General features: G+C 48.9%; 10 protein-coding genes. 4 read left to right on the top strand and 6 right to left on the bottom strand.

Annotated elements, in window-relative coordinates:
* Positions 1 to 111: 111 nt before the first annotated feature.
* Positions 112 to 777, bottom strand: a complete 666-nt coding sequence (locus MJ611_RS12130; protein ID WP_250430081.1) for a protein-L-isoaspartate(D-aspartate) O-methyltransferase — start codon at positions 775 to 777, stop codon at positions 112 to 114.
* A 266-nt stretch (positions 778 to 1043) separates the two neighbouring features.
* Between MJ611_RS12130 and MJ611_RS12135 the strand changes: the two genes are divergently transcribed.
* Both MJ611_RS12135 and xth read left to right on the top strand, forming a co-directional pair.
* On the top strand, positions 1044 to 1859 hold the full coding sequence (locus MJ611_RS12135; protein ID WP_250430082.1) for a hypothetical protein: 816 nt from the start codon (positions 1044 to 1046) through the stop codon (positions 1857 to 1859).
* 76 nt (positions 1860 to 1935) lie between these two features.
* Positions 1936 to 2709, top strand: coding sequence for an exodeoxyribonuclease III (xth, locus tag MJ611_RS12140; protein WP_250430083.1), 774 nt, complete (start codon positions 1936 to 1938; stop codon positions 2707 to 2709).
* Between the two features lie 48 nt (positions 2710 to 2757).
* On the opposite strand, the gene MJ611_RS12145 is transcribed toward xth, so the two are convergent.
* The 5 genes from MJ611_RS12145 to MJ611_RS12165 form a co-directional block, all read right to left on the bottom strand.
* Positions 2758 to 3060: a hypothetical protein gene (locus MJ611_RS12145; RefSeq protein WP_250430084.1), complete on the bottom strand. Its 303-nt coding sequence runs from the start codon at positions 3058 to 3060 to the stop codon at positions 2758 to 2760.
* A 95-nt stretch (positions 3061 to 3155) separates the two neighbouring features.
* The gene (locus tag MJ611_RS12150) at positions 3156 to 4358 is read right to left on the bottom strand and encodes a sensor histidine kinase (RefSeq protein WP_250430085.1); all 1203 of its coding nucleotides are present in this window, start codon (positions 4356 to 4358) and stop codon (positions 3156 to 3158) included.
* Positions 4348 to 4920, bottom strand: coding sequence for a chemotaxis protein CheB (locus MJ611_RS12155; RefSeq protein WP_250430086.1), 573 nt, complete (start codon positions 4918 to 4920; stop codon positions 4348 to 4350). Before MJ611_RS12155 ends, MJ611_RS12150 begins: the two co-directional genes overlap by 11 nt.
* Positions 4920 to 5750 (bottom strand): CheR family methyltransferase, encoded by an 831-nt coding sequence (locus MJ611_RS12160; protein ID WP_250430087.1) that lies wholly within the window; start codon positions 5748 to 5750, stop codon positions 4920 to 4922. The genes MJ611_RS12155 and MJ611_RS12160 overlap by 1 nt, the downstream gene beginning before the upstream one ends.
* On the bottom strand, positions 5737 to 9756 hold the full coding sequence (locus MJ611_RS12165; protein WP_250430088.1) for a response regulator: 4020 nt from the start codon (positions 9754 to 9756) through the stop codon (positions 5737 to 5739). Before MJ611_RS12165 ends, MJ611_RS12160 begins: the two co-directional genes overlap by 14 nt.
* A gap of 973 nt (positions 9757 to 10729) precedes the next feature.
* Between MJ611_RS12165 and MJ611_RS12170 the strand changes: the two genes are divergently transcribed.
* A complete protein-coding gene (locus MJ611_RS12170) occupies positions 10730 to 14050 on the top strand; it encodes a T9SS type A sorting domain-containing protein (protein WP_250430089.1) in 3321 nt (1106 codons plus the stop codon).
* A gap of 288 nt (positions 14051 to 14338) precedes the next feature.
* Entirely contained in the window at positions 14339 to 18121 is a 3783-nt protein-coding gene (locus tag MJ611_RS12175; protein ID WP_250430090.1) for an outer membrane protein assembly factor BamB family protein, read from the top strand.
* Positions 18122 to 18164: the final 43 nt, after the last annotated feature.

Genomic DNA, 18164 nt, shown 5'->3' on the forward strand with positions numbered 1-18164 from the left:
GGTAAGCACGCGTTAGCTTAAGAAGCAAACGTAATTCTGTATTTTGTTCAATTCGTACCTTGCCGGGCTAACCTAGAATGCAGCTTATTAGTGGATTACCTGAACACGGGCTTATTTCTTTTCGCTTCGTGTAAACGGCACAAACAGCACCGGCATCAGGTTTCGGGTAGTTACCTTGCCGTTCTTTTTCTCGATGAGTTTCAGCGTTTGCATGGCAAATTGGGGGCCAACCGGAATCACCATTTTTCCGCCATCTTTTAGTTGTTCCACAAGGGGTGGGGGAACAGCTTCTGCGCCGGCAGTAACTACAATGGCATCGTAAGGGGCATGCTCTTCCCAGCCCTGGTAGCCATCGCCTATCCGTACCTGTACGTTAGCATAACCCAGGTTTTTCAGCCGCTCTGCGGCAGCTTTGCCATGTTCCGGAACAATCTCAATGGTGTAAACTTCCTTTACGATCTCGGCCAGCACCGCCGCCTGGTAGCCCGAGCCTGTGCCAATTTCCAGCACTTTCATCTGCGGCTTTGGATGGATCACCTGCGTCATGTAGGCAACAATGTAGGGCTGTGAAATGGTCTGGCCATGCCCAATGGGCAGGGGAGAGTCGTTGTACGCTTCGGCAGCCAAGTCGGGCGGAACAAACATGTGCCGCTTTACGGTGCGCATGGCATTGAGTACCGCCTTATCGGATACGCCCCTGCCTGCAATTTGCTCCCGCACCATCGTTTCCCGCTGCTTTTTATACACATCCTCCTGCACGGGATGTGAAACCAGCATAAACAAAAGCAGGAGATAAACCGGAAGTACCATTTTGCCAGAAAAATTTTCTATGAGAGAGTAACTTAGAAACTGCAGCAGTATCCGCTTAGAGCGTGCAGGGTATCAATTATTTATACTGCCTGTACCGGTAATTGTTCCTGTAGCTTGAGCTATGGTCTTTATACTTTATAACCCAATTCGTCCGGTTTAGAGTAAAGGAGAATCCAGGGGAAAAGTGGAGCTGTCAGCAGAAATAGTTTGGCCAATAATTCGTTGAGATGGACATGATCGAAAATATACAATCTGCCATAAACGACAAGCCTGACAGGCAAAAGGAAGCAGACAATGATCTGGTTTATTCTTATATGACCTTACGAAACCTGATCGGGTTAAGCGGAATGCTTTTGCCTTTGGCATTGGTGCTGACTACCAGCAGGGGATTGGATGATAAACTGATAGAACCTTCTATCAGCGATTACTACTATACCAGCAATGGCGATGTTCTTGTTGTATTGCTGAGTATACTGGGCGTGTTTCTCTTCACTTACAAGGGATACAATTGGGTAGAGCAGGTATTAACCGCACTTGCAGCCATCTGCGGAATAGGAGTGGCGTTCAGCCCGACAGCAACCAAGCATGCAAGAAGCTCTTTTAGCATTCATACTACACATGATGCCGTACCAACCATTCTAGGATTGGAGCGGCATTTGATCTTTGCTGCTGTATTCTTTATATCCCTGGCTTTTATCTCCTTGGTGTATTTTCCCAAATCAGATGCCCTCTTTTTAAAGGAGCCAACCGGAAAATGGAGCCCTAAAGCCAAACGAAACATGGTGTACAAAGTATGCGGCTGGATGATGATCGTATGCGTTCTATTGCTGGGTATTTACTTTATCTATGAGCCATTTCAGATCATGGCAGGAGAGTTTCCGGTCATCTTTACACTGGAAACAATAGCCGTGGAAGCATTTGGCATTTCCTGGTTAACAAAAGGGGAGACACTATGGCCGGACGGCGAGCACTATCTTGTAAGAGGTTACCGGAAGGCAAAACATACTTTAAAAGAAAAGCTTCAGCATAAATCAACCAATGCTTTCTAAAAGCGTTTTAACACAGCTGCACGTAATTTGCCAATAGCTCAAGTATAAATCAGCGAATCATACTATCGAATCCGACATGAAAATAGCTACCTACAACGTGAACGGAATCAATGCACGGCTGCCTGTGCTGCTGCGCTGGCTTAAGGAAACAAGTCCCGATGTTGTATGCCTGCAGGAACTGAAAGCACCCCAGGAAAAATTTCCGGAGCAAGCCATAGAGGAGGCAGGTTACCAGGCGATCTGGCACGGGCAAAAAAGCTGGAATGGCGTAGCCATACTTGCCCGCAATGTAAAACCGGAAGAAGTACGCCGCGAGCTTCCCGGTGACCCGGAGGATACGCACAGCCGCTACCTGGAAGCAAGCATCAACGGTATACTTGTAGGCTGCCTGTACCTGCCCAACGGCAACCCGGCTCCCGGCCCGAAGTTCGATTACAAGTTGCACTGGTTTGATCGATTGACTGCTCACGCAGCCGAACTACTCGCCTCTGAAAAGCCTGTTGTGCTCGCCGGAGATTTCAACGTTATGCCTACGGAACTGGATGTGTACAAACCGGAGCGCTGGCTCGACGACGCCTTGTTCCGGCCGGAAACACGCGCAGCTTACCAAAAGCTACTGGCGCAAGGCTGGACGGATGCGCTGCGCAAAGTATACCCTAACGAAGTAATTTATACTTTCTGGGATTATTTCCGGAATGCGTTTGGGCGGAATGCCGGGCTGCGCATCGATCATCTGCTGCTGAGCCCACAGCTGGAAAATCGCCTGAAGGGTGCTGGCGTCGATCGTGAGGTTCGCGGGTGGGAAAAGTCAAGCGATCATGCACCGGTCTGGATCGAGCTTGGCGATTGAGGCAGTAGCAATTCTTGGTAGGATGTATTCGAAGAATAGGAGGGAGCACTATCCCCGCTCAACTACGATATAGCGGGCCGAAAAACCATTGCTTTTGTAGAGCACCTGTAGGGCCGTGATGAGGGATTGGAGCGCTGATCTTTTTGTGTTCTGACCGCTGATCGGCTCCAGGTAATTCTTGTAGCCCTTGCCGTTAACGCGCCCCATAAAACTCCTGGCTTCGGATTCCTCTACTTCCGCAAGCCCTTTTGCCAGCACCACGCGCTGCATATAAGGCAGGGCAGCTTTCATATTCCGGTAATCCGGAAAAGCATAGAGGCGATGATAGGCGCTCAGTTTAACAGAGTTCATAAGAAGAAGTATAGCACGAAGGGCCGTTTATATTTCAAACAGCGGGCTAGCAAAGTATACTTTGTGTTCAGGCAATCAGCAGGTAATTTAGGCGCTTACTTCAGGTATACTTTAAACACAGAACCCTTGCCCAGTTCGCTTTCGAATTCGATCTTGCCGTCGCAGTTCTCCACAATCCTTTTCACGATGGCCAGCCCGACACCGGTGCCCTCCACATGCGAATGCAGGCGTTTGAACATGCCGAATACTTTCTGCTGATCTTCTTTTCGAAGGCCAAGGCCGTTGTCCCGAACCGTGAGCAGGGTATACCCATCGGATCTAGAAGTAGTAATTTCTATGATCGGTTTACGTTCCGGGGAGCTGTACTTGATCGAGTTTGAGACGAGGTTGTAAAGTATGCTCCGCAGGTTTTTACGGGAAAACAGGGTCTCCGGTACCTGGGTAAAGTCGGCAAGTATGGTCGCACTGTAACGCTGGATCAGATCCTGGATGTTAAGCTTTACATCGTCGAGTATTTCCTGAAAGCAGGCTTTATCTCTTTCTGCGGTTTCTTCGTGCTGCACTTTGGCAACTTCTGTCAGGTCCAGTAGGGTATTCTTAAAGCGGCTTACCGAGTCATTGATCATTTCCAGGATAGGCGTCACGTCCTCCAGGTCAAGCGTTTTCTCCTCCAAAGTTTCGCGCAGCGCGGTCATCAGCCCCTCTATGTTGTTGATGGGCGCTTTCAGGTCATGCGAAGCCGTATACACAAAGTTGTCGAGGTCCTTGTTAACGCGGGTCAGTTCCTTTGTGCGTTCCTTTACCCTTGCCTCCAGTTCCTGGTTTACTTCCAGCATCAGCTTGTTCACCTTCTCGAGCTCTTTCTTCTGCAGGTAGAACTTAACAAATGTAGAGACCTTTGCCTTCGTGATGTACGGGTGCAGGGGCTTGAACAGGAAATCCACGGCGCCGGCCTCGAAGCCTTCGATCACGTGGGCATCCTGCTCGTTTATGGCCGTAACAAAAATGATCGGTATATCCCGTGTTTTGGAGATATCCCGCAGGTAGCGCGCCACCTCATACCCGTTCATACCGGGCATCTGCACATCCAGCAGAATCAGGGCAAGTTCCTGCTGCAAAGCAATCTTTAACGCCTCTTCTCCGGAACGGGCAAAAAGGTATGTAATGTTCTCCTGTTCCTTCGAAAGCAAACTTTCCAGGCTCACCAGGTTCTCGGCCAGATCGTCAACCAGTAATATGTTAACCGGATGTAAACCCGCCTCTACGGTAAGAGTGTTCGTATCGTGATCAGTGTTCATGTAAGGAAAGCAAGTATGCTTGTATGTGCGCTGTACCCATTATCTGGCAGCCTGGTATACTATTAATAGCCGACAGCGGCATGGTGCTGACTTCGGCCTCGTCAGGGTCCTGGACTATCGTAGTGCCTCCGTTCTCAAAGATATACTTTAATCCTGAACTTCCGTCTTTACTGGCGCCACTCAGGAGTATTCCTATGGTATTATCGCCAAATACATCGGCAGCACTCATAAAGGTAACGTCGATGGACGGCCGGGAATAGTTCTCCAGTTCCGAGTCATCGAGCGAGAAAGTATGATCGTTCTCCAGCAAAACATGATAGTTGGAGGGTGCCAGGTATACATGCCCGGGCAGCAGTTTTTCTTTTTCTTCTACTTCCACCGCCTTCAAAGCGATTCTTTTTTCATACACCTCCTGCAGGCTGCCTTCAAAGTTGCGCAGCCGGTGCAGTACCAGTACAATGGGAATGCTATAGTTAGCCGGCAGTTTCCGCAACACTGCAAGCGAAGCCTGTATTCCTCCCCAGGAGCCCCCTATCACGATCACCTTGGATGATACTGCCATCAGTTAGATTTCCGGTAGATGCGGTTGTTCTTATCTACAAAGTTATAGTTGCTGCTGATCTGCGACATGGCCAGGGTTTCTTTTTTGCCTAACCCCAGGTAACCCAGGCTCACCATACTTTCATCAAACAACTTAAAAACACGTTCCTGCAATTCCCGGTTGAAGTATATCAGCACGTTGCGGCACAGGATCAGGTGAAATTCATTGAAAGAAGAATCGGTCGCCAGGTTGTGCGGATATACCACCACATTCTTTACCAGCGACGAGTCGAACTTTACGCTGCCGTAGTTGCTGCTATAGTAGCTCGAAAATTCCTGTTTGCCTCCCGCAGCGTAGTAGCCCGACGTATAAGCAGGCATGTTAGAAGCAGAAAAGATACCTTCCTTCGCCTGCTTCAACACTTTCTGGTTGATGTCAGTGGCATAGATCTTTGTTCTGTCCAGCAGACCCTCTTCCTTTAAAAGTATGGCCAGCGAGAAAAGCTCCTCGCCGGTAGAGCAGCCCGCATCCCATACTTTGATGAAGGGGTAGGTGCTAAGTATAGGCAGCACGTTCTGGCGCAGCGACAGAAAAAAAGAAGGATCACGGAACATCTCCGTTACGTTCACGGTGATCTCCTGCAGGAAATTCTCAAAGAAAAAGCTATCTGCAAAAATTGCCTCCCGCAGTTGCTCTACAGAACGCAGGTGCTTGTGGCTTAAAAACCGTTTGACCCTTCTGTACACCGATGCCCGTGCATACCCCCTGAAATCATACCCATAGTGCGTATGAATTTCGTTGATGAGCGCCTCAACCTCCTGCTCAAAAAGGGCTTCGTTAGCGAGCTTCATACAACCACACCCGCATCAGGGTCAGTAATTTGTCGGTGTCAACTGGTTTTGGTATGTAGTCTGAAGCGCCGGCTTCCAGGCATTTTTCTTTGTCTTCTTTCATGGCTTTCGCTGTGAGGGCAATAATAGGGAGTTGCTTAAAACGAGAAATCTCCCGGATTCGTTTTGTTGCCTCAATGCCGTCCATTTCGGGCATCATCACGTCCATCAGCACCATGTCAACGCCTTTTTCGGTCTCCAGCTTCTGCAGCGCCTCTTTGCCGTCGTAGGCTACTACCACTTCCATGCCGTGCAGCTCCAGCAGGCTGCTCAGCGAGTAAATGTTGCGTACGTCGTCGTCTGCCACCAGCACTTTTTTACCGCGCAGCACTTCTTCCGGCACGTGCAGTTTCATCTTGAACTTGTTGTTGCCTGCAGGAAGCTTCTGGTTTACCTTGTGCAGAAATAACTGCACCTCGTCGAGCAGGCGCAGGTACGAGTACTCGTTTTTGATGATGATGGTGTTGGCAAATTCTTTCAGGGCTGCTTCCTCTTCCTCGTTCAGGTCTTTACCGGAGTAAATGATGATCGGAATATCGGCAAGACCGGTCTGCGATTTGATTTTTTTCATCCAGTCATACCCCTTCATGCCCGGCAGGTTCAGGTCGAGAATGATGCAGTCTACTTTCTGCTTGGCCAGTACCTGTTCGGCTTCTTCGGCAGAGTAAGCCGACGTAGATTTCAGACCGTGCGCCAGCAGCAGTTCCGCCACCGCCTTGTTCTCGATCTCGTTGTCTTCCACGATCAGGATGTTCTCGATCGAAGCGTCTGATATGCCGGAGATGGTAGTAAACGCCTTGTTGAGCATTTCGAGCGTGACTGGTTTGGGCAGGTACTCTTCGTTATCTGCGTGCTCGCCGATCACTTCCTTGTCGTAAGCCGACATTACGTGTACGTTTGTGTGGCGCAGCTCTTTATCTTCCCGGATCTGGCGGAGGACATCCCAGCCGGTTGTATCCGGCAGGTGAATGTCGAGCAGCATGGCGTCCGGCTTTTCTGCACGCGCCATGCGCAGGCCTTCTTTGCCGGTGTAAGCCTGGTGCACTTTAAAGTTTTTGGCCGTGGCAAAATCAGCCAGTATGTCGCTGAAGCCTTTGTCATCTTCCACGATAAGCACCGAGATGTCTTTCTTGTCGTTTTTCTCGATCTTATCAAAAACATGATTCACCGTTTCTGACCTGCTGTGCGCAGATGTGGTTGCTGTTGCCTTTGATGCCTGTGCTTTTTTAGGTTCGGTTACCGGTGCTTTGGGCAGGTACAGCGTAAACGTGCTGCCTTTGCCCGGCTCGCTTTCCAGCAGGATCTCGCCTCCGAGCAGCGCCGCCAGTTCCTTGCTGATGGTAAGCCCCAGGCCGGTGCCGCCATACTTGCGTGTGGTGGAAGTATCGGCCTGCTGAAACGCCTCAAATACCACATCCTGCTTTTCCTGCGGAATCCCGATGCCGGTATCGCGAACGGCGAAGGCCACAATATCTGCCTGTTCCCGGAGCTGTTCCGATCTGAAGTTAGGTCTTTTTTCAACCGGATGAATGGAAAGCTCTACTTCGCCTCCTTCGTTTGTGAATTTGATGGCATTACCGATAAAGTTCTTCAGGATCTGCTCCAGTCGGAAGCGGTCTGTTGTGATGGTATCGAAGCTGCCGGGAGTATGGCGTTCGCTGAAGCGGATCTTCTTTTTGGAAGCCATTTCCCTGAACATCGGCTCCAGTGAGATGTCCTGCAGCTTTATTTCGTTCGTCTCCAGCTTGATCATACCCGACTCGATCTTCGAGAGGTCCAGGATCTCGTTGATCAGTTTCAGCAGGTCGTTGCCAGACTTGTGGATGATCTGGGCATGATCCACCTGCTTGGTAGACAATGTGTTTTCCACGTTATCGGCAAGTAGCCTGGAAAGTATAAGTATACTGTTGAGCGGTGTGCGCAACTCGTGGCTCATGTTCGCCAGGAAGTCGCTCTTATACTTGCTTACGGTTTCTACCTGCTGTATTTTCAGCTCGATGGCTTCGCGGGCATCTTCAAGGGCTTTGTTTTTGGAGCTGAGGGATTCGTACTGTTCCTCCAGCAGCTGCGCTTTCTCTTCCAGTTCTGCATTCTTCTCCTGAAGCTCTTCCTGGTTTACGCGCAGCTCTTCTTCCGATGCTTTCAGCTCTGCATTCAGCTGTCGCAGCTCTTCCTGCTGTGTTTCCAGTTCTTCGGCCTGGTTCTGTGTTTCGAACAGCAGTTCCTGTGTTTGCAGGTGGGCTTTCAAAGTATAAATAAGTACGGAGATGCGTTCGGCAGCAGCATTGAGCAGACGGCGTTTGAGCTCGGTGTAAGGCTGCCGCGAGGCAAGCTCCAGGGCTCCTACAACGGTGTTGCCGAAGTATAGCGGGAGAATCATGACCGTGGCAGGTTCAATATCAGACAAGCCGGTTCTGATGCGTAAATACTCATTCGGTACCTGGTCGAGTACTTTTACCTTCCGATCACGCACAGCCTGTCCTACTTTCCCGGTGCCGATTTCGAAAACAGGCAGTTGCTCCAGGTTATGCTGTACGCCATAGTTGGCAGCCGGCTCCAGTTTGCCATTGTCGTTGTGCAGGTATAGTACGCCAGCCTCCGAATCGGTGTAGTTGCAGAGGTAGGAGAGGGCCAAAGCGGATAGTTTTTCCAATGAGCTCTCGCCACCGGTCAGGTTATTGAGTTCCGCCACACCCGAAAGTACCCAGTTGCGGTTAGCGTTCTCTGTCGTAAAGGCCTGCAGGTTGTCTTTCATGTCCCTGATGGCATAGCTCAATACGTCTTCCTTGCTCTGCACGGCTACCTCCACATCATACCTTCCCTGGCCAATGGCCTGGGCTACCTGCGAGAGCGAAACGGTCTTATCCAGCACTCCTCTGAAAGATGCTGCCACGCTGCCGATCTCGTCTTTGCTGTCGATGTCGATCATCACATCGGTAGCACCCAGCCGGATGCGGTCGGCAGCAGTTTTCAGGGTAGAAAGCGACGAAGAGATCAGGTTGACGATGTAAAACGAAAGCACCATCGTGAGGGCAAGTATAAGTATGAAAATCACGATCAGTACCACCATGTACTGTTCGCGCTGCATACTTTCTTCTTTTACCTGATCCTGGATACGGGCTATCAGCAGGCTTTCGGCCTTTCTGTAGTCTTCTATGCTTTGGGTAAATAAATTGAACGTAGCAGTGGTGTTGAAAGAAGACATGTCCAGCTCAGGATTTCGCTCGATACGCTGTAAGATGCCTGCTACCTGCTTGTAGTTTTCAGAGGAAATTATTTTCTGAACGTCCTGTACGGACGTTGCATCCGAAAACCTTGTGAAATTATTCAGCGACCTGTTGTAAGAATCGATCTGTGTGTTGATCTGTGCATAGTTCTGGTACGAAAAAGATCCGTCCTTAATTACCATCATCAGCAGGCTTCTGATCCTGCCTAACTGTATTTTAGCCTCTGCAAGGTTTCTGAAGCTTATCAGTTGCTTTTGGATCTCAGCATTGCCAATACCGGTTGCATTGGCATCCATTCTGTCCAGGAAAGTATAAATCAGGCTTGTTGAATAACGCCTGAACTCCTGCACATCCAGCTTGTTCTGATCAAGATCGTTCCGGTAGCTTTTAAGTTCGTTTAGTAAGGCCAGATCGGGAAATGGTCTGCCGGAACTGGTTATAAAATTTCTAACATCCTGCTGTGCCGCATCGGTTATACTTCGGAGTGTTTTTGCTTCTATCAGGAAAGCTGTTTCTCCTCCGGCAGCTGCCAGTATGCGCGCCCGCTCTTTCTGAAAGGCATGTAGAAGAGCCGATATCTTTTCAGATTCTGCTAATTGAATTGATTCCTGCTTTAGTTTGTCGTTCTCATCTATCTCCAGCCTGATGGTTGAAACAACAAAGTAAACCAGCGGAAATAGCAGCAAAGAGAGCAGGATCAATAATTTGTCTCTGATCTTTAAATTCTTAATGATGTTCATCTGTTGAGCTTCAGTTCTACCTGGGAAAGTAATAGAAGTGCAAATTATAAAATTGCACCCGAAAAGTATGCTTTATTAAGATATAAACCCTTAAAAGGTAAGGTATAATGATTTAAGAAGCCTGCCTGAAAGGTTATCGGTGGTAAGTTTTGTTATAACTTCTAAAGCTTACCTGAAAGGTATAGTATTTTTTTTCCGGGAAGTGCCTGCAAAAACCAGCCGGTGCTCTCCGTTCAGGCAAAAGTTAAGAAGCTTATAACTGTGTAAGCTTTAGCATAAGTTGTTGCTCACCTTTAATGGTTTTTTCCGGATTAGAATAAGGTCAGAATGATAAAACAAGAAAAAACCTATTCTTCCATACTCCCCCTGATTTTTAGCGCTCTTACCTAGTTGGAATATACTTGTGCTAAATTCTATTATTATAGTGCAATTATATAATAGCTTAGCACAGAACCAGCCGTACTTTATGTATAGGTGCATTCCAAATTGTCCCTTCAGTAGCACCCTCATCTATCAAAGATGCCCGACTTGCCTGCCACACCTGCAGGAGCAACACGTTTGATCTCGGCACTATACAATTACACAAACACAGTTAACAGCTATGAATAAAAAACTACCTTCTTGGCTCGGGCTTATGCTTTGTTTCATTAGCCTTACAGCCCCGGCACAATTAGTAACCGAAGAATGGGCCAGGCGGTATGACAGCAAAGGGGCGACTGGTGAATCCACTGAAAAAGATATGATTGCGGTAGATGCTGCGGGTAACAGTTATGTAACTGGGAGTATTAATAACTACAGTACAGGTAGTAGCAGCATCATAACTATTAAGTATTCACCTACAGGTGATAAGCTTTGGGCAAAAGTGTACGACGAAGCCCTTTTTAATTCTCCTTCTGGTATTGCAGTTGATAGCCAAGGGGGCGTCTATGTCACAGGCGGTAGCGTAGTCATCCGATACGATGCTAACACAGGTATGCAGAATTGGGATATCTCTGATAGTATCAATACCACGGCCATTGCAGTTGACAACAAAGGTGGGGTATACATAACTGGCGAAATCTTAAGCAACAAAACTAACTGGGATTATGTCTCTATCCGCTACGATGCTGCCACCGGAAATAAGATTTGGAAAAGCTTCTACAACGGAGGAGGCAATTCCAATGATTTTGCTACAGCCATTGCTGTAGACAATACAGGAGGGGTTTATGTTACTGGGTCAAATGATCAGGAATTTACAGGCTCCGACTACGTTACCGTCTGCTACGATGCTGCCACTGGAAACAAGATTTGGGACAGTCACTACAGCAAAGGAGGTTATTTTGGAGAGGCGTTCATTGCAGTGAACAACCAAGGCGGAGTCTTCATAACCGGCACTACCTATAGTAATGAAACAGGATACGATATTACCACCATCCGCTACGATGCGGCCACAGGCGAGCAGAAATGGGTTAAGACCTACAACGGGGGAAGCAACTACCCCGATTGGGCAAGAGACATTGCCGTCGACCATATGGGCAGTGTATACGTCACAGGATTAAGCAGCGACACTTACATAGATTCTAAGTACATAACTATTCGCTACGATGCGGCCACAGGCGACCAAAAATGGACAAATTTTTACAATGGGGAAGGCAACAATCCGGATGAGGCAAATGCCATCGCTGTCGATAACGTGGGCGGTGTCTATGTGACTGGTACCAGCCAAACCGGGAATAACTCTTACTTATTTATAACAATTTACTATGAAGGAGCCACAGGTATTCAAAAGTGGATCACCTCTTATAGTGGAAAGGACAGCGGCTTAGATGAAGCAGGAGGCATTGTCACAGACAATCAAGGCAGTGTTATAATTACTGGACGCGACTACACTAAAAACACAGGACCTGATATCGTCATTGTCAGTTATAATGCCACTACCGGCGGCAAAGAGTGGGAGCAGCGCTTTAACAGCTTTGGTAGTCAAAGTGATACTGGCATAGCTGTGACAATTGATGCTGCAGGCAACAGTTACGTCACAGGTACCAGTTACAACGATAATTCATACAAAGCCAATATAGTAACCATCAAATATTCCCCTACAGGTGAAGAACTTTGGATAAAAGTATACGAGAAAAACCGAGATAATCATGTTTCTGGTATCGCAGTTGATAACCAAGGTGGAGTCTACGTCACTGGACGCAGCGAAACCGACTATATTACCATACGTTATGACGCCTACACCGGAAAGCAGAGTTGGAGTAGACGTTACAACGGGCAAAGCAATGGCTGGGACCAGGCTGTAGACATTGCTGTCGACAGTGCAGGAGGTATCTATGTGACCGGTTCCAGCCAAACGGGGGATAACACATCAGATTACGTGACTATTCGCTACGATGCAACTACAGGGAAGCAGATATGGGCTACTCCTTACAAAGGGAAGAGCATCAGCAATAATGGAGCAACGGCCATTGCAGTTGATAATCAGGGTGGCGTATATGTTACCGGACAAAGTGATGGGGACTACGCCACTGTCCGTTACGAAGCTACTACCGGCAAAATGAATTGGGAAAGACGCTACAACGGAGAGGCCAATGGTTATGACGAGGCTATAGATATTATCCTAGATAATCTTGGTAGTGTTTATGTTACTGGCAACAGCAGTGGCATCGGGACCTTTTCTGATTACGTCACTATCCGCTACATGGCAACCACAGGAGAGCAGAAATGGGACAGCCGTTTTGATGCTGGAAGGAATGGTTATGACTATGTAGCAGCCATTGCTGTTGATAGTACAGATGGTGTCTATGTGACAGGTCGCAGCCAGAGTATAGGTGGTGAGGATGTGGAGTATGCGTATGACTACGCAACTGTAGGCTACAAAGCGTCTACCGGAGATGAGATGTGGCGTAATCGCTATGATAATAATGGCAGCAATGATTTTTCCACATCTGTAGTTGTTGATAACCAAGACGGCGTGTATGTCACCGGGCATAGTGAGCATAGTGAGGAAGGATCTGGAGGAGGGGTATTTAAAACAATCAAATATAACAGCATAAATGGAGCTCAGATATGGGACATACAGACAGCAAGAGGTGTACTCTATGACACAGGAAGGGATATAGCTCTTGATTCTGAAGGAAGTGTAATTGTAACTGGTTACAGCTTTAGTCTCGGTACGGGCAACGACTTTCTCACTGTCAAGTACAGGCAGAACCAATGCCCAGCTTTAGCAGACGCAGCCATTCAGGGCAACTCTACAGCTGCCATCAAGACCAATAGCTCTATATACTCCCTTTCAGATTCCAGTGCCACTTCCTTTACCTGGCGTATTACCAATGGCAGCGGGGCAGATTACACCAGCTTCAGCGGCCAGGGCACTAACACGATCAAAGTCAACTGGCCTTCAGAGCCTGACATGTATAAAATGCATGTGACCTATGGCGGCGAGGCTGGCTGTCCTACCCGGGACACCACGCTGTACGTGCACGTGTTTGACCCTCAAGCAGGTTTTGTGACCGGCGGGGGCTGGATCACTTCTCCGGTGAACAGTGCATACGAGTTCATGCAAAAAGGCACCAAGGCCTACTTCGGGCTGATGGCCAAGTACAAGAAAGGCGCGGAAAACCGGCTGCAGGGCGAAACGCAGCTGCTGCTCGAAAACGGCTCGTTCTACTTCAGGAGCATTTCCCAACTCTCCCGCACCTTGGTTATCTCCGGCAACCAGGCCTTCTACCGTGGCAGAGGCAAGGTATCCTACAGAGACGACCAGGGCAAGCTGGTGACGGATCCGCGCAAGTTCATGTTCCTGATTTCAGCCACAGACGGGCAGCTCAATAAAGCCAAAGAAGCAGACAAGCTGCGCATACTGGTGTGGGAAATACAGCAGGACGGCACCCGCGGGGCTGTGGTGTATGACAACCAGATCGGCTGCTCCACGAACCTGGGCGAGAACGCAGAGGCTTGCCAGACCATCGGCGGGGGCAACATCGTCATCCACCGCAACGGCGTCAAGAGCGTGAGCAGCCAGTCGGCTCTGGCAGCAGCTGAGCCGGAGAGGGGAGGACTGCAGGCGTATCCGACTGCCTTCTCTAAGCGTACCACCCTCTCCTTTACCAGCGGAGAAGACGCCGAGTATACACTGGAATTGTATGATCTGAAAGGCGCGCTCATCAAGCGCATTGCTGCCGGGTCAATTCAAAGCGGCCAGCGCTATGAGCATGAGCTGCAGGCAGACGGCTTGGACAAAGGTATGTACCTGGTGCGCCTTACCAGTGGCAGCACCGCGCAGACGGTCAAACTGGTCGTGCAGCAGTAAAGTAATCCATAGTAGAACTTAAACTAACCCGCCGTTTTATTTTGGGGAGGCGGCGGGTTATTTAATTCCCTGTCTTTTACAATTTTTAACCTGATCTACACAGTCGGTTACTTATTTTATACTATACCTAATCATATTCATTGTTAACTAAATACAAATACAACGTATTATCAAATAAGTACTTCCCTCACCATATCCTGTTTCCTGCTTTGCGACCTTCCTTTGCCTGCTTGACCAGTAGGAGTAAGTTTTACTGAGCATCTACTCATCATCTATTAGTCAAATATTATGAATACAAAATTACTTTACAGCCTGGGGCTTTTGCTCTGTTTCTTCAGCATAACAGCACCGGCACAACAGCCAACAGAAGAGTGGGTCAGACGGTATGATAGCAAGGGCAGCCAAAACGAATCCTTTGTTGATATTGCCGTGGATGAAGCTGGAAACAGCTACATCACCGGTACTAGTAATCGCACAGAAAGTGGATTAGCATCTACAGGTAGTATTGTGACAGTTAAGTACTCTCCTTCAGGAGAAGAGCTGTGGGCAAAGGTGTTTAGGCAGGATCAATCTACCGGAGCTACAGCTATAGCCGTGGATAACACTGGGGGCGTCTACGTTACGGGGCGTAGTGGTTATTATGGTAATGAATACGATTATATCACTATCCGATACGAGGCGGCTACTGGAGAAGAGAGTTGGGTAAAATATTATAACGGGACTCCCAATGGTTATGATATGGTCAGCGATATTGTGGTTGATAATAACGGGGGAGTCTATGTAACAGGCGCAAGTTCCAATTACTCTTTCGGTATCATCATAACGGACTACGCTACCATCCGCTATGATGCAGCTACCGGCAAAGAGAGCTGGGTGCAACGCTACAATGGGCCCGATAGTGGCAGTGATTATCCTGCTGCCATTGCTGTAGACAGCACTGGTGGCCTATACGTCACTGGGTTTAGCGGCAAGAAAGACGGTAACGGATTAGATTATGCAACAATATCTTATGATGCCTACACCGGTTCCCAAAGATGGGTTACGCATTACGACAGCGGAAGCAATATTTACGATGAGGCAAGGGCCATTGCTGTCGACAACCAAGGTGGCGTTTACGTTACTGGATACAGCTTTGGCAGCAACAATACCAGTAATTTTGCAACAATTCGTTATGATTCCGAAACTGGTGAGCAGACTTGGCTTGTACTCTATACAGGGGAAGAGAACAGTAATAATATCGCCGAGGCCATCTCTGTTGACAATGAAGGTGGTGTTTACGTTGCCGGCACATCTTCCAGAGCAGGGAATAGTTTTGTCTCAGACTTCGCTACTATACGCTATGATGCAGCCACCGGCAAACTGAGTTGGGAGCAGCGTTACAATGGAGAAGGCAGCGGTACTTACATAGCCCGAGCTATTGCCGTAGACAACAAAGGGGGTGTTTTTGTTACTGGCAGCAGCGGCTACTATGGCAGCGACAGCGACTATGTTACCATCCGTTATAATACACCTGATGGCAACGAAAGCTGGGTGCAGCGCTACAACGGACCAGCCAACGGTTTGGACCAGGTCAGGGCCGTTGCTGTCGGCAACACAGGAAGAGTTGTTGTAACAGGCTACAGTGAAGGAAGCGGCACCGGACCTGACTTTGCCACAATCAGCTACGACGCAAAAACCGGTACCCAAAGCTGGGCCAGTCGGTACGATGTTATTGGGGATCTAGCGGATTATACTATAGCCGTGGTTGCGGATGCAGAAGGCAACAGCTACGTCACTGGTACCAGCAGCTATGAATTTGACATGATACAGAATAGGTCTAGTATTGTTACAATCAAATATTCACCATCTGGTGATACGCTTTGGGTGCAGGAGTACAAAGGGGAACAGAGTAACCGAGCTACTGCTATCGCTATTGACAATCAGGGAGGGCTGTACGTAACAGGCTACAGTGACAGAGGTCAGATGCAATATGACTATGTCACCATCCGCTATGATGCAGTTTCGGGCCAGGAAAGCTGGGTACAAAGTTATAATGGCAAGGGTAATGGCAGAGACATTTCCAGGGATATTACTGTAGATGATCAAGGAGGAGTTTATGTTACCGGCTACAGTTATAGCTATACCAACAGCAATGAAACTGAGTTTGGTGATTATGCCACCATCCGTTACGAGGCCTCTACAGGAGAGCAAACCTGGGTAAGCCGCTACGAAGAAGGATCTGCCACTGCAATTGCCATAGATGATAAAGGAGGAGTTTATGTCACTGGTTCCTCTGCCACTATCCGATACGAAGCAGCCACTGGTCAGGAAACCTGGGTGCAACCAAACAATACAGGGGAAAACAAGAGGAGCTTCTTCCAAGATATCTCTGTAGATAAGTCGGGGGGCGTCTACACTACGGGTTCCTTCAGTGACTGGACAGCAAACATTGATAACTATTTGACAGTTCGCTACGACGCAGCCACTGGCAAAGTGGTTTGGTCTCAGCAATATGCCGGCCCTGTAGGAGGTAATGAAGGTGCTTCCGCCATTACTGTAGACAACAAAGGTGGCGTCTTCGTTACGGGTAGTAGCGCAGGCGACAACTTTGCTACAGATTACACTACCATCCGATACGAGGCTTTCACTGGTCAGGAAAGCTGGGTGCAACGGTATAGCAGAGTAGGAAAAGGTGTAAGTTATGACAGAGCTAGTGCAATTGCTGTGGATAGCCTGGATGGTGTTTATGTAACTGGTACGAGTTGGCTTGTAAATAACGATAATGGATTAAGCACGTCCGACAGAGTCTTTAGCACGATAAAGTATAATGCTGCTACTGGTACCCAACTCTGGGATATACAAACTGCCGGACCTAATGAGAGTGCTGTAGATATGGCATTGGACAGGGCAGGCAATATCATCGTCACCGGCTATAGTTTAAATGACATTACAGACTACGACTTCCTGACCGTCAAGTACAGCCAGAAGCAGTGCCCTGCTTTAGCTGACGCAGCCATACAAGGCAAAGCTACCGCTTTAGTCAATATCAAAGGCTCCACCTACACCCTTGCTGACTCTGGTGCCACCACTTTTACCTGGCGCATTACCGACGGCAGCGGCTCTGATTACACCAGCTTCAGCGGTCAGGGCAGCAACACCATCAAGGTCAACTGGCCTTCCACACCTGATGTGTACAAGCTGAGCCTGACGTATGGCGGTGAGGCTGGCTGTCCAGTAAAAGACACCACGCTCTACGTGCACGTCTTTGATCCTCAAGCAGGCTTTGTTACGGGCGGGGGCTGGATCACTTCTCCGGTGAACAGTGCCTACGAGTTCATGAAGACCAATGGCAAGGCTTACTTCGGGCTGATGGCCAGGTACAAGAAAGGCGAGGAAAACCGGCTGCAGGGCGAAACGCAGCTGTTGCTCGAAAGCGGCTCGTTCTACTTCAGGAGTATTTCCCAACTCTCCCGCACCTTGGTCATCTCCGGCAACCAGGCCTTCTACCGCGGCAGAGGCAAGGTATCCTACAGAGACGACAAGGGCAAGCTGGTGACAGATCCGCGCAAGTTCATGTTCCTGATTTCAGCCACCGACGGGCAGCTCGACAAAGCCAAAGAAGCTGACAAGCTGCGCCTACTGGTCTGGGAAATACAGCAGGACGGCACCCGCGGAGCTGTGGTGTACGATAACCAGATCGGCTGCTCCACCAACCTGGATGAAAATGCAGAGGCTTGCCAGACCATCGGCGGAGGCAACATCGTCATCCACCAGAGCGGTGTAAAGCGCGTGAGCTCTCAGTCAACTCTTGTGGCTGAAACAACTCCGGATCAGACAGGACTTGTGGCCTATCCGACTGCCTTCAGTGACCGCACTATACTTTCCTTTGCCAGTGAAGAAGACGCTGAGTATACACTCGAGCTCTACGATCTGAAAGGAGCACTAGTCAAGCGCATTGCTGCCGGATCAGCTCAAAGCGGGCAGCGCTACGAACACGAGCTCAAGGCAGAGGGTCTGGGCAAAGGCATGTACCTGGTGCGCCTGACCAGTGGCAGCACTCTGCAAACGGTCAAACTGGTCGTGCAGAAATAGGTTTGCAACTAAAAAGCAGAGGCCGCTATTCAGAAAATAGCGG

Source organism: Pontibacter ruber, assembly GCF_023630205.1.
GTDB classification, from domain to species: domain Bacteria; phylum Bacteroidota; class Bacteroidia; order Cytophagales; family Hymenobacteraceae; genus Pontibacter; species Pontibacter ruber.